Origin of the sequence: Mucilaginibacter celer (genome assembly GCF_003576455.2) — a bacterium.
Lineage (GTDB): Bacteria > Bacteroidota > Bacteroidia > Sphingobacteriales > Sphingobacteriaceae > Mucilaginibacter > Mucilaginibacter celer.
Genome location: NZ_CP032869.1, coordinates 3,623,609 through 3,637,874 on the forward strand (window position 1 = coordinate 3,623,609; position 14,266 = coordinate 3,637,874).

At 45.7% G+C, this 14,266-nt stretch carries 8 protein-coding genes; 7 read left to right on the forward strand and 1 reads right to left on the reverse strand.

All coding sequences use genetic code 11. From position 1 onward, the window contains the following. Positions 1–5 precede the first annotated feature (5 nt). Both HYN43_RS14560 and fucP read left to right on the forward strand, forming a co-directional pair. On the forward strand, positions 6–770 hold the full coding sequence (locus HYN43_RS14560; RefSeq protein WP_119410041.1) for an SDR family NAD(P)-dependent oxidoreductase: 765 nt from the start codon (positions 6–8) through the stop codon (positions 768–770). 12 nt (positions 771–782) lie between these two features. Beyond that, positions 783–2,081 (forward strand): L-fucose:H+ symporter permease, encoded by a 1,299-nt coding sequence (gene fucP, locus HYN43_RS14565; RefSeq protein ID WP_119410042.1) that lies wholly within the window; start codon positions 783–785, stop codon positions 2,079–2,081. Positions 2,082–2,363: 282 nt separating this feature from the next. Here the strand turns inward: fucP and HYN43_RS14570 are convergent, their stop codons facing one another. Then, entirely contained in the window at positions 2,364–3,836 is a 1,473-nt protein-coding gene (locus HYN43_RS14570) for a TIGR03790 family protein (protein WP_119410043.1), read from the reverse strand. Positions 3,837–4,241: 405 nt separating this feature from the next. Here HYN43_RS14570 and HYN43_RS14575 point away from each other — a divergent pair, with 405 nt between their 5' ends. The 5 genes from HYN43_RS14575 (at position 4,242) to HYN43_RS14600 (ending at position 14,237) form a co-directional block, all read left to right on the forward strand. After that, entirely contained in the window at positions 4,242–6,239 is a 1,998-nt protein-coding gene (locus HYN43_RS14575; RefSeq protein ID WP_119410044.1) for an SGNH/GDSL hydrolase family protein, read from the forward strand. Between the two features lie 189 nt (positions 6,240–6,428). Beyond that, positions 6,429–9,752, forward strand: coding sequence for a SusC/RagA family TonB-linked outer membrane protein (locus HYN43_RS14585; protein WP_119410046.1), 3,324 nt, complete (start codon positions 6,429–6,431; stop codon positions 9,750–9,752). A 28-nt stretch (positions 9,753–9,780) separates the two neighbouring features. Then, positions 9,781–11,691, forward strand: a complete 1,911-nt coding sequence (locus tag HYN43_RS14590) for a RagB/SusD family nutrient uptake outer membrane protein (RefSeq protein ID WP_119410047.1) — start codon at positions 9,781–9,783, stop codon at positions 11,689–11,691. A 50-nt stretch (positions 11,692–11,741) separates the two neighbouring features. Next, positions 11,742–12,980: a DUF5000 domain-containing lipoprotein gene (locus HYN43_RS14595; protein ID WP_119410048.1), complete on the forward strand. Its 1,239-nt coding sequence runs from the start codon at positions 11,742–11,744 to the stop codon at positions 12,978–12,980. A gap of 21 nt (positions 12,981–13,001) precedes the next feature. Beyond that, positions 13,002–14,237: a DUF4998 domain-containing protein gene (locus HYN43_RS14600; protein WP_119410049.1), complete on the forward strand. Its 1,236-nt coding sequence runs from the start codon at positions 13,002–13,004 to the stop codon at positions 14,235–14,237. Positions 14,238–14,266 lie beyond the last annotated feature (29 nt).

Below are 14,266 nucleotides of genomic sequence, written 5' to 3' on the forward strand. Positions count from 1 at the left end.
CAAAAATGAACCAGTTATTAAACAAGGTAATATTGATTACCGGCGGCGCATCGGGCATTGGCCTGGCTTGTGCCGAAGCTTACATTCGCGAAGGAGCTACCGTTTTTATTATGGATGTGAACGAACGGGCGCTTAACCATGTGCTGGGCCTGTTTGGCAGCAACCATAAAGGTATTGCCGGCGATGTATCCAAAAGTGCCGATGTAAAAGCGGCTCTGGATGAGATTCGAAAACACTACGGCAGACTTGATGCCATTCACAACAATGCAGCTATAGCCCACCCCTCCAAACCTGTTGATGAAACCGAAGAGGATGAATGGGACGCACTGATGAACATCAACCTTAAAAGCCTGTTCTGGACAACCAAACATGGCATCGAATTACTTAAAGCATCAAAAGGCTGTATACTGAATACCAGTAGTATGGCAGGCGATATTGGCCAGAGCCTGCATGCCGCCTACACCGCTACCAAGGGCGGCATTAATGCCCTAACCAAATCAATGGCGCTGGATTATGCCGGGTTTGGAATCAGGGTAAACGCGATATCGCCGGCCGGAGTGTGGACACCCCTGCTTAAACAATGGGCGGCAGAGCAGCCCGATCCGGGTTCGATAGAAAAATACCTGAGTGATATACACGCACTTGGCTATTGCCCCGAAGGTGATGTAGTGGCCGATGCTGCGGTTTTCCTGCTATCGGATGCAGCAAGGTTTGTTACCGGCTGTATTATGCCGGTAAGCGGCGGGGCGGAATTGGGTTACAGACGATAAAAGCATTTAGATATGAATAAAAACACCGGCAATTCATCAAAATACCTGGTTCCGCTGTTGATAGTGATGAGCCTCATGTTTTTCTGGAACCTGAGCCGCAATATTAACGATGTACTTATCCCACATTTAAAAAGGGCCTGCCAGTTAACTGATTTGCAATCATCGCTCATCCAGTCGGCATTTTTTGGGGCTTATTTTTTGATGGCATTGCCTGCAGGGCGGTTTATTGAGCGCAGAGGGTATAAAACCGGGATGGTAACCGGCTTGTTGCTTGCCGCCATTGGTGCGGCTATATTTTTTCCGGCGGCAACAACCCGGTTTTACCCGGTGTTTTTGCTGGCATTGTTTACCATGGCATCGGGTTTTGCTATCCTGGAGGTTACAGCAACACCCTATATCTCCAAACTTGGCGATCCGGACCATGCCTCAAGCCGGTTAAGCTTAGCGGCTGCTGTAGGTTCGGCAGGAGCTACCATCGGGCCGTATCTCGGTTCTTCATTTTTGCTGCACGATAAGGATATCCCTACTGATGTAATCAATTCATACAATCCGGCACAACTTCAAACTTTTTTAAACAATGAAGCGCACCTGGTTATCACGCCATATATTACGCTTGCAGCATTATTTTTGGTTGTTTGCGGAGTACTTTCCATACTGAAGCTGCCAACAATTAACGAAGGCGTATCGCGCAAAAAGCTTAGCGATGTTTTTAAATTTAAGCATACCATATTAGGCGTGCTGGCAGTATTTGCTTATTTGGGGGCCGAGGTTGGTGTGGTGAGTTTCATCATCCGCTACACAAAAACGCTCAGCATAGCCGGCATGACCGAGAAAAAGGCAGCCCTGTTCATCACCCTTTACATGGCCTTGGTACTTGCCGGGCGCTTATCGGGTGCATTTATCCTTAAAAAAATAAAATCGGGTAAAGTGTTGATGCTATGTAGCAGCGGTGCCTTTGTACTCATTTTTGTATCGATAATCACGCAGGGCTATGTTTCCATTATCTCGTTATCGCTGGTGGGGTTATTTACTTCGGTGATGTATCCTATTATATTCACACTCAGCATCAAACACCTTGGCGATTATACCAAAGTAGCATCGTCCCTGCTAATTATGGGTGTGGTGGGCGGTGCCATTGTGCCGCCAATTATGGGGCTTATATCTGATCATTCGGGCATCCGGATGGCTTTTATTGTGCCGCTGATATGCTATCTGTATGTTTTATTTTATGGGATGAAGGGGCATGCAGTAAAAAGCGGTGCTTTGCCGGACGAGGCAGGGGATGCGGTTTTGACGGTAGTTGGGCATTAAATAATCTTGTAATCCTGAGGAACGAAGGATCTTCTGCGCCCTGTATAGCCGCTATGTTTGTTGTAAAAGATGCTTCGTTCTTCAGCATGACACGTTTAAAAAATGAGTGTCATGCTGAGCTTGTCGAAGCATGGCGGGGAGGGCCTCTGCGCGCGACCCTTAGACAAGCTCAGGGTGACAATCCCGCGCATCTTTTGTCTTATATTCTTTAGCTGCCGCGGCTTTTGCGCCCCTTCAGATTCTCGAACTGAAATGACAGATGTTTAAAGTTGTTAACACTACTCAATTCTTCCTGATAATTTTCCTGCTGATCTCCTTACATCCTGTAGAAATAGTAACCACATAAACCCCAACACTCAAATCGCGGATGATGATCTGCTTATCAACCAGTTTGCCTGATTTAAGCAGTTTGCCCCCCATATCATAAATTTTAAACAGATGATCGCCATCAAGATTTACGTGGATGGTATCGGCGCTTGGATTAGGATATAATACTATTTTGCTGTCCGGCTCTACCGGGACAATGGTTGGATCGGCGTAAGCCCTGCAAATCGGATCGCCGATAACGATGCCCATCCAGCCCTCCAGTCGTGATGCGGCGTAGTAACTCTCGGCCAGTGTCCAGCCGCGGGTGTAGCGGTTAAACAGGATGCTTGGTGAGGCTATGCCCTGTAGCAAAGGTTCATCGGTATAGCCTTTTACACCGGTTACGCCCTGCTTTACAATATCATCAATTAACGATTGCCCGCCGGTAGTTGGCAAAAAAGTGCGTGCGCTGGTTGATACGGCAGTTTCGCACAGCGCCCCGGCTGCAAACCGCAGAGTATTGTAGGCCACCGGATCGTAGTGAGTATCATTACTTCCCCACGAAATATAGCCCATTAAGTTTGATTTATGCCCCACAAAGGTGTTGGTACTATCATACAATACCGGGATTTTTTTTGCCACCAGGTAATCATGCGCCACGCTCATATCCGAGTTATACTCGCCATAGACACTTTCGCGGGTGATAAACAGCTTTTGGCCAGGCTTATAACCGGCAGGAATAAGCGTATAAGGCTGATCATCTTTATTAGGGAAACCAAAATCAAAACAGGCATCCAGCAATATCAGTCCCTGGTTTATGGTGTTATTCAACATGTTTTTTTCAGCTTCGAGCGAGCGTGTGGTCACCGCAATGGCATCGGCTTGGGTGTAACCATCCAGCCGGGTTACCAGGTAGCCGCCAAAAGCGGCATGACTAAAGCGCTTTTCACTGTTAAAGTACTTATTAGCCCAGGCATTGCCCACATAATTGCTGCCATAATTCGGGTCGCTTACGTTGATAATGCTCGAAGCCGGGTTGGTTTCATAGCCCAGTGTAGCAATACGGCTATCCAGCGAGCAAACGCCGCCATAGGGCTTACCCGGCGTATTGTAAACACGGATAGGTACACCTTTAGTAAAAACAATAAAATCAATTTCGGTATGCGTTTTTAAATAGTTGCGAATGGGCGTCTCTATCGCTGTAACATAATCCGGGTAATTAATGCTCTCGGCATCCTGGCTTACAGCACCATCCGGGCAGCTTACGCTTACAAGGTTACTTACCTGCCTGCGTTTCATATAATCGGCAGCTATGGCGACAGATATGGGGCTTTTTGAGTTTCTCACCACCAGCACCCTGGCGGTTAATGTTGCTGTTTGAGCAGATATCCTGCTAATTGCAACAAGTGCCAGTAATATTACGCAACAAATTATTTTAAGCTTTTTCATAGGGGTAAAAATGTTCCGGCAGCATAGATAGAGAAAAAAAAGTAAATCATCTACACTTTAAAACGTTTTACGCTGCGTTGATAATTCAGAAAGCATCGTTTTTTATATCGGTACAATTTTGCAGCAACAAATAAAAAAGTTGCCTTTGTTTTGTTGTTAAATAAACACTTATTGCAAGTAAATTGCTCCTAAATCGTTTTTTTAGGATAAATGCCAAAATACATAGTCAAAATAGTATTGAAACTAATCAATTTTAGTGCAATTTATTGTTAACACTCTCTATACTTTTATCTTAATTATAAACAGCAACTACTGAAGGTTTACTAAAAGATTTATTAAACCAGGTGCAGTGGCCCGAAAAAAACGGCCCCGAACCTGGACTGGGATTGCTATTATCATTACTGAATGATTAAAACTTTACTAACTGCGCTATTATTTGGGTTCTCGGCCGGTATTGCCTTAGCACAAAACCATGAAAATGGCGGTGCGGGCAATACCCCAGCCGAATATACCATCCAAAAAACCACCACTAACAGCTGGAAAGGCTTTGAGCGGGTTAACCTCAGCATCGGTCGGCATAGCGCTTATTATGTAAATCCTAAAAAATCGTTACCCGGAAATCCCTGGATCTGGCGGGCATCCTTCCCCGATTGGCACACCAATATTGATAGCATTTTGCTAACACGTGGTTTTCATGTTGCCTTTGTAAATGTTGATGACCAGTATGGCAGCCCTTACGCATTACAGGTATGGGATGTTTTTTATAAATATTTAATCACTACGCAGGGCTTTGCCACAAAAGTTGCACTTGAGGGAGTGAGCCGCGGTGGTTTATATGTATACGGATGGGCTAAGCGCAACCCCGATAAAGTTAGCTGCATTTACAATGAAGCCCCCCTTTGCGATATTAAAAGCTGGCCCGGCGGCAAGCTAAGCGGCCCCGGTGATGCCGCACTGTGGAAACAACTGCAGGAGGTTTATCATTTTACCGAACAGCAGGCTCTAAACTATCACGATAACCCTATCGATAACCTTGATGGCCTTGCCGCATACAAGGTGCCTGTAATGCATATCATCGGTTTAGAGGATAAAATAGTACCTAATGCCGAAAATACCAATATCCTTGCGCAACGTTATACTGCCTTAGGCGGCCCTATGATGGTTTACCCGGTAACTGCCGGTCCGCAGGAGTTAAACGGGCATCACTTCCCGATAGAGCATCCTGAACAATGGGCAAACCAGATTATTGGTTACAGCTATCCGGTAAAAAAAGTACTTCCTTATAACGAATATTTCAACGTTCGCAACGGATTGGCGAACAGTCTGAACCTTTTCAAAACCAATAAAACCGCCACCGTAGCTTTTTTAGGCGGATCGATAACCTATAATCCGGGCTGGCGCGAAAAAATAATCCGCTACCTGACCGAGCGCTTCCCGGCCACAAGTTTTCATTTTATCCAGGCCGGCATTCCATCGCTGGGAAGTGTGCCGCATGCGTTCCGCTTACAGCGCGATGTGCTTGATTCGGGCCGGGTTGACCTGATGTTTGTTGAAGCTGCGGTTAACGATAATGTGAACGGCCTCGACAGCCTTACCGAAGTTAAAACTTTAGAGGGTATCGTTCGCCACGCCAAAACAACAAACCCGGCAATGGATATTGTGATGATGGAGTTTGTTGATCCGGATAAGATCAGGGATTATGACAATGGCAAAACTCCTTTTCAGATAGCCAACCACGAACTTATTGCCCGTTATTACGGATTGCCATCCATCAATCTTGCCAAAGAAGTAACCGACAAGCTAAACAACCGCGAATTTTCATGGCAGTATGATTTTAAAGATCTTCATCCGGCAGTTTATGGACAGGAGCTTTATTTTGCATCGATAAAAAGCCTTCTGGATAACTGCTTTGATAATGCTGTGCTAACAACCGGCGCAAAACCGGCCAATAAAACCCTGCCAAAACCTCTTAATGCATTCAGCATCAGCAATGGCCAATATTACAGTATTACTAATGCAAAAAATTTAAACGGCTGGAGTATCAATCCTGACTGGGCCCCTACCGATAATGTTGGCACCCGCGATGGTTTTGTACACAAGCCAATGCTTATAGCTACAAAACCGGGCTCGTCATTAACGCTACCGTTTAAAGGGTCGGCTATTGGCATGGCTATCGTATCCGGGCCCGATGCAGGTATTATCAACTATAGTATTGACGGCAGTGCCGAAAAACAAATGGACCTGTACACCCAGTACAGTTCATGGCTATACCTGCCCTGGTATGTAACCTTCAGTACCGATCTGAAAAAAGGCAATCACACACTCAAACTCACAATTAACAATAATAAAAATATTAACAGCAAGGGGAATACGTGCCAGGTGATCTATTTTTTAAGCAACTGATTTTTTTAAAAGGAAAGTTAACAAGCGTAAACGTGTGCCCTGATTTTTAATTGTCAATTTAACATATTTTAAACCCGAATTTAAATGAATAAACCAAATGTAAAACCATCGCTCCGTATTTAATACAGAGTTAAAACTGAACCCAAACCAATTTTCAAAACCCCTTAACCAATTTATTAAACCAAATTTATGAACAAACTTTACCCACTGATCAAAATCCGGGGGGAGCATAAACTCCCATACAAACCTGCACCGGGTTTTTATTGTTTTGTGTTATTGCTGTTGAGCCTGCTTTGCTCGGCGCAATTTTCGCAGGCACAAACAACCACTAAGGTAACTATCACCGGTACCGTGAGCGATACAACGGGCGGACGAATTGCCGGGGCCAACATTATGGCCATCAACCGTAAAAACGTAGGTACCACTACCGATGTTAACGGTAAATTCGTGATCGATGCCGAACCGGGTACTATCCTTAAAGTATCATTTGTGAGTTACATCGATCAAACTTTTACCGTTACCGGAAGCAAACTGGTGGTTAACATCGTGCTGAAGGAATCGAAACGGGGCATTGACGAGGTGGTTGTACTCGCCTACGGTAAAAAGGAACGCCGCGAAGCCGTGGTAGGCTCGGTAACAACAGTTAAACCTGCCGACCTTAAAATACCGGCCAGTAACTTAACCAACGCCCTTGCCGGGCAGGTTGCCGGTGTAATAGCCTTCCAGCCAAGCGGGCAACCGGGTTTAGATAATTCCAACTTCTTTATCCGCGGTGTAACCACCTTCGGTTACAAAAAAGATCCGCTTATCTTGATTGATAACGTGGAGCTTTCAACCAACGATCTGGCCCGCTTACAGGTAGACGATATTGCCAGCTTTTCGATTTTGAAGGATGCCAGCGCTACGGCCCTTTACGGTGCACGTGGTGCAAACGGTGTTATCCTGGTAACCACCAAAGAAGGTAAGGTTGGCAAAGCCAAGATTAATGCGCGTGTTGAAAATTCGATAAGCCAATCGGCCAAAACGCTGCAGCTTGCCGATCCTATCACCTATATGAAGCTTTTCAACGAAGCTACCATCACTCGCGATCCGCTAAGCCCGCTTCCGTTTTCGCAAAATAAAATTCAAAACACCGAGGCAACTATCGCCAATGCCCCGGGAAGCAATAAATATGTTTACCCTGCGGTTGACTGGACCGGCATGCTTTTCAAAAAACGCACTGCTACACAAAGGGCTGATATGAGCGTAAGCGGTGGCGGCGATGTTGCCCGTTATTATGTATCAGGTTCATACAGCCTTGACCATGGTATTTTACGACAGGATGTTGCCAACAATAATAACAACAACGTTAAGTTTGAAAACTACCAGTTACGATCGAACGTTAATATCAACCTCACCAAATCAACCGAACTGGTTGTAAGGCTTTCGGGCTCGTTTAACGAGTACAATGGCCCGCTTACTGCCGATGGCTCATTCTCGACCGATTTGTACAATATTGCTGTACATACCAGCCCGGTATTATTCCCGGCCTACTTTCCGGCCGATTCGGCTAACCGCGATGTGAAACACATTTTGTTTGGTAACGCCGCGCCGGCCAACGCAGGTTCGGCATCAAATGCCATTGCTTATAATAACCCTTACGCTGCTTTATTACGCGGCCATAAAAACTATTCAGAATCAAGGCTTGCGGCCCAGTTAGAGTTAAACCAAAAATTGAATTTTATTACCGACGGACTTAACTTCCGCGGTTTATTCCATACCAACAGGTACTCGTACTTCCAATCGCAAATGGGTTATTCGCCGTTTTATTATAACGTAAACACTTATGATAAGCCCACTAATAAATACACTTTAACATGGCTTAACCCACAACCAACCGGTAACAACGTAGCAACTGAATACCTAAGCTACTATCGTGACCCAAGTACCGATAACCTGAACACCTATATTTTTTTCCAGGGTGTATTGGATTATAACCACGCCTTCGGCGATCATAACCTGAGTGGTTCATTAATTGGTACCCGCCAGCAAACTGTTTATTCGGCAGCGAAAGATCCGGTATTAAATTACCCAACCTTGCAATACTCGTTGCCTTACCGTAACCTTACCGTAGCCGGTCGCGCTACCTATTCGTTCAAAAGCCGTTACTTTTTAGAGTTTAACTTTGGCTATAATGGTACCGAGCGCTTCTCGGCAAATCACAGGTTCGGTTTCTTCCCTACCATCGGCGGTTCGTGGATCGTATCTGACGAGAAATTCTGGGGACCGGGTATTTATGACGTTGTAACCCGCTTAAAACTGAGGGCCAGCTACGGTACCGTAGGTAATGATGCCATCGGTTCGCAGCGTTTCTTCTTCCTATCGGATGTTAACCTTAACGGCGGCAACCCTGCCGTGTTCGGTACCTTTAATGGCTACAGGCGCGAGGGTGTTTACATCAACAACTACGAAAACCCCAACGTAACCTGGGAAACATCGCGCCAGCTAAACCTTGGTTTGGAGTTTACCATGTTTAAAAACCTGAATATAGTGGCCGAGGTGTACAAATATCACCGCTACAACATTCTGCAAACACGTACCTCGTTGCCTACAACGCTTGGTTTGGAAGCACTTAACCAATACGGACAGCCAAACGTTACCGCTAACATTGGCACAGCCAACACCAAAGGTATCGACCTGCAGATGGATTACAAGGCATCTATAAGTAAAGATGTATGGCTGCAGGGCCGTGGTAACTTTACCTTAGCTCAAAGCAAATATGACAAATACGAAGAGCCTCAATACAAGGAAGCTTACCGTTATCAATCAGGCCAAATCATCAACAGGCAGTACGGCTACATTGCCGAGCGTTTGTTTGTTGATGATAACGAGGCACGCAACTCTCCGTCGCAAATATTTTCAACCAATGGCATCCCTCCGGGCGGTGGCGATATCAAATACCGCGACTTAAACGGCGATGGTAAAATTGACGGTGCCGACCAAACCTTTATCGGCAATCCGACTGTACCGGGCATTGTTTATGGTTACGGCTTATCGGCAGGTATTAAAAACTTTGATGTTTCGTGCTTTTTCCAGGGCCAGGCGCAGGTATCGTTCTTTATCGATCCAAGCCGCACCAGCCCGTTCATCCAGAGTCCTGATCCATACGTTTACGGTAATACCCAGTTAATTAAGGCCTTCGCCGATGACCATTGGAGCGTGGATAATCAAAATCTTTACGCCACCTATCCAAGGTTGGGTGTAAACGGAAACCAAATTGAGAACAATCGCCAAAACAGCACCTGGTGGATGCGCGATGGCAGCTTTGTGAGGTTAAAATCGGTAGAGATTGGTTATACATTACCGCCATCCATCAGCAAAAGGCTAAACGTTACCAAAGCACGTATTTACTTTAACGGCCTTAACCTGTACACCTGGAGTGCCTTTAAGCTTTGGGACCCGGAGCTGGGCGGCAACGGTTTTGCCTACCCTATTCAAAAAGTGTTTAACGTGGGTTTAAACGTAAACCTGTAAAATTTTTTACTGATCAATACTTAGTATTATGAAACGATATTTTAAACTTTTATTACTGGTAGGCGTCCTGTTTTCAGGTGCATCATGTAAAAAATACCTTGATGTAACGCCCGATAACACAGGCACGCTCGAATACGCCTTCAGGAACCGTAACGAGGCCGAAAACTACCTGTTTACCTGCTATGCAACGTTGCAGCAGTTTTATGATCCTACATCAAACATAGGTTTCACCACCTCGTCGGAAATTATTTATCCAAATAACCTTACCAACCACCCGCTTAACGAAACAGGCTTTAACCTTATCCGCGGTACGCAAAACAGCAGCAGCCCCGGTTTAAACTGGTGGGATGGTGAAAACGGCGGCATGGCTTTATTCCGCTCTATTCGCAGGTGTAACATTATGCTGGAGAATATTGATAAACCTGTTGATCTGTCGCCGTCTGAAAAAGCAAGATGGATTGCCGAGGTGAAATTTCTGAAAGCATACTATCATTATTACCTGTGCCGCATGTACGGCCCGGTGCCATTGGTAAAAACCAATATTGATATTACAGCCAGCACCGAAGAAGTTAAGGTAAAACGCTCGCCGGTTGATTCGGTGTTTAACTATTGTGTTAAATTGCTTGACGAAGCCATTCCTGATCTGCCGCCGGTTATCACCAACCAGGCAAAAGAACTTGGCCGAATTACCCAGTTAACCGCCCTATCCATCAAAGCCGAAATGCTGGCAACCCAGGCAAGCCCGTTATTTAACGGCAATCCTGATTATGCCAGCATGAAAAACAAAGATGGCCAGGCCTTGTTTTCAAGCGCTCCCGATCCGGCAAAATGGAAACGTGCCGCCGATGCCGCCAAAGCAGCTATTGATGCCTGCGAAGCCAACGGCCTTAAATTGTACACTTTTGTTGCACCACCAACGGTAGGCGCTCTGTCAGATCAATTGCGCAGCGAACTAACCATTCAAAATGCGGTTACCGAAAAGTGGGATGTTAACCCCGAGCTGATCTGGGCGCTAAACCCAACTTTTCCGTGCCAGGGTTATGCAACGCCAAGGTTAACCCCTAAATCGGCAGTTAATATTTTCTCAAACCCATCTACCTTTGCGGTTCCTATTTCTACACAGGAGCTTTTTTATACCGCTAACGGTGTACCGTTAACCGAGGATAAAAACTACGATTATGGAAACCGTTATGCCCTGAAAACGGCAGGTGATGATGATAAATATTACATAGCCAAAGGTTATACAACTATTAATGAGCATTACGGCCGCGAAAGCCGTTTTTACGCCAACATTGCTTTTGATGGCAGTATCTGGTACGGTAACGGTATTTACAACCAGGATCAGGCTTATCACGTGGAGGCCCGCGGTGCAGCCTCGCTTGCCGGCCCCAAAGATTTGAACACCTTGAACATCACCGGTTACTGGCCTAAAAAGCTGGCCAACTATCTTTCAGTTTATGATGACGGCTTTCAATCAATTGAATATCACCTGCCATTGATGAGGCTTGCCGGTTTATACCTGTTGTATGCCGAGGCATTGAACGAGGTTGGCGGCCCATCGGCCGATGTTTACAATTATATTGATAAAGTGCGCACAAGGGCAGGTTTAAAAGGTGTACTGGAATCATGGTCAACCTATTCTAAAAACCCGGGCAAACCTACCAGCCAGGATGGTTTAAGAGAAATTATCCATCGCGAACGCCGTATTGAGTTGTGTTTTGAAGCACAAAGCGGATGGGACCTTCGCCGCTGGAAAGAGATCCAGAGTGTGCTGAGCGTACCGCTGCAGGGCTGGAATATTTACGAATCGGAAGCGGGTAACTATTACCGTCCGCACACGGTACTTACGCCGGTTTTTGGTTTGAAAAACTATTTCTGGCCGATAAAGGATAACAACCTGATCATCAACAGCAACCTGGTACAAACCACTTACTGGTAGGCCGCTGCCCTTTAAATAAATTTGAATTAATTCAACATAGATAAAGAATTATGAAACGCATAAAAAATTACCCGGTTGCAGCAATGGTGCTTGCCATGATGCTGTTGATGGCGTGTTTAAACTCGTGCAAAAAGAACGACGGCTACGTGTCGGAGGTATCTAACGATCTGAGCAAGCCTGGTGTTGTTACCAATGTAAAAGTTAAAAACTTTAACGGAGGCGCTTATATCACTTACGATTTGCCAAACTCTGATAACCTGCTGTACATACAGGCTGAATATAAGATTAATGATAAAACCACCCGTCAAACCAAATCGAGCTATTATTCGGATACCGTTACGGTTGATGGCTTTGCAAAAAGCCAGGAATACGAGGTAACCCTCTATTCGGTAAGCAGGGCCAACGTTAAGTCAGACCCGCTGGTGGTTAAAGTTCATCCTGATGTTCCGTTTTACCGGTTAATTAAACCTACCGTAAGCATGACCCGCGATTTTGGTGGTGTAAACATCAAAGCCATGAACCCTGATAAACAGGATATCGGCGTAATACTGCTGGCTTTCGATAAATCGACCCAGGCATTGGAAGTGGTAGATCAGCATTATACCAAAACGGATACCATTAATTACTCTATAAGGGGATATCCGGCTGTGTCGCAAAAATTTGGCGTATATGTTACCGATAAGTTCGGCAACGTATCGGATACTACAGTACTGGATATCACTCCTATTTTTGAAACACTGTTGGATAAGAGCAAATTCTCGGTATACAAAACAAATACCGATAGTCCTACCGCTTACGGATGGGAAGTACCTTACCTGTGGGATAACAAAACCGACGGATATTCGAACGGATGGCACACCGCACCAGGAGCGCCGGCGCCAATGCAGGTTACCTTCAGCCTTGGCGTATCGGCCCAGTTAAGTCGCTTTGTGTTGTGGGAACGTCCGGATCAGTACGCCTATGCACATGGTAACCCTAAAGATTTCAGCATCTGGGGATCAAACATCAACGCACCGCAGGATGTAAGGCTGCCTGATTATGCCCCGGTTGGCACTGTAGTTGGCGATTGGGTTAATATTGGTAATTACCACTACCCTAACCCACCATCGGGCCTTACTCCCGGCTTTACCAACTCGGCCGATGCTGCCTTTGTTGCGGCGGGTGTAAACTTTAATATTCCGCCGGGATCACAGCCTATTAAATATTTCAGGTTTATGGTGCATGCCACATGGTCAAACGGTGATTTTGCCCACATGATGGAACTTTCAATTTATGGCAACCCACAATAGGCATTAAAAATTCAGATTAAAATGAAAACAAAAAATATTATCAGAATAGCTGCTTTAGGTCTGCTGGGGTACCTCATGTATGGCTGCAGCAAGCAGGATACCGAGTTTAAATCGTACCTTAACGGCAAAGAAATAAAATATCCGGGCACGGTAGCCAACGCGCACTCCCGTCCGGGCAACCTGCGGGCTGCCATTACCTGGAACCCCAGCAGCGACCCAAGCATAACCCGTTATGTGGTTTACTGGAACAACAAAGCCGATTCAATTATTTTTAACTCAACCAACCACAACCCTTCGGATAGTTTAACGGTGGTTGTACCCAACCTTAACGAGTACATTTATTCGTTCACCGTATTTTCGTACGATGCCAAGGGTAACAAATCTATCCCGCTGGATATTAACAATGTGAGGGTTTATGGGCCTATTTACCAATCAGGTTTATCAAACCGTGGTTTTGATGTAACCAACCCGTATGGCATCAGTGCCGATGGCAAGCTGAAACTCAACTTTTTAAAGGTTGATACCAGCACTCATAACGTATTTACCGAAATTAAATACACCAACAAAGCCGGACAGGCCAGTATTGGCAGGCTTAGCGCAGATAGTTTATCCATCGTACTTCCCGACTATAAAGCCGACACCAAAATTGAGTTCCGCTCGGCATTTAAACCGGTGGCCAACGCGCTTGATACCTTTTATGTAGCCAATTATGAGGATTTTACCACCATCAACTCGGTTTCGATTTGCGATAAAAAGTTGTTTAAAAAGGTTTACCTGCCAAATGACGCAAGGCCTTATGAAGGCGGAACAGATATCGATAAACTTTGGGATGGCAGTACCAGTCCGCAGGGGTATCCTAACATCTTCCACAGTGATGGTAATGGTCCGCTGCCGGTGGTTATCACTTTTGATATGGGCGCTGTGTATAAAGGCTTGGTTGCCATTGAAGAAACCGGCCGTAACTGCTGCCATAACCCCGATGATTTTGAGGTTTGGGGCATAGCCGATTTAACCAACGCCACCACCAACCTTAAAGCAAACGATCCGGGCTGGGCAGCCGAGGCTACCGCCAAAGGCTGGAAACTGCTTAAAGAGATTAAACGCACCGACGATGGCAGCGCTCCGTATAAAGTTAATTTCGACCCTAACCCGCCGCCGGTGCGTTATATCCGCATCAGGATAAAACATAACTCGAACGGTGAAGGTAACTATACCAACATGAGCGAGCTTACTTTCTGGAATAACGCACTACTTTAATAACACCCCGTGACCGGGCTGCTTCGGCG

Bases quoted from the DNA above. Each gene is read 5' to 3' on its own strand.
- HYN43_RS14560 (WP_119410041.1), top strand. From the start codon at position 6: ATGAACCAGTTATTAAACAAGGTAATATTGATTACCGGCGGCGCATCG.
- HYN43_RS14575 (WP_119410044.1), top strand. From the start codon at position 4,242: ATGATTAAAACTTTACTAACTGCGCTATTATTTGGGTTCTCGGCCGGT.
- HYN43_RS14570 (WP_119410043.1), bottom strand. From the start codon at position 3,836: ATGAAAAAGCTTAAAATAATTTGTTGCGTAATATTACTGGCACTTGTT.
- HYN43_RS14590 (WP_119410047.1), top strand. From the start codon at position 9,781: ATGAAACGATATTTTAAACTTTTATTACTGGTAGGCGTCCTGTTTTCA.
- fucP (WP_119410042.1), top strand. From the start codon at position 783: ATGAATAAAAACACCGGCAATTCATCAAAATACCTGGTTCCGCTGTTG.
- HYN43_RS14600 (WP_119410049.1), top strand. From the start codon at position 13,002: ATGAAAACAAAAAATATTATCAGAATAGCTGCTTTAGGTCTGCTGGGG.
- HYN43_RS14595 (WP_119410048.1), top strand. From the start codon at position 11,742: ATGAAACGCATAAAAAATTACCCGGTTGCAGCAATGGTGCTTGCCATG.
- HYN43_RS14585 (WP_119410046.1), top strand. From the start codon at position 6,429: ATGAACAAACTTTACCCACTGATCAAAATCCGGGGGGAGCATAAACTC.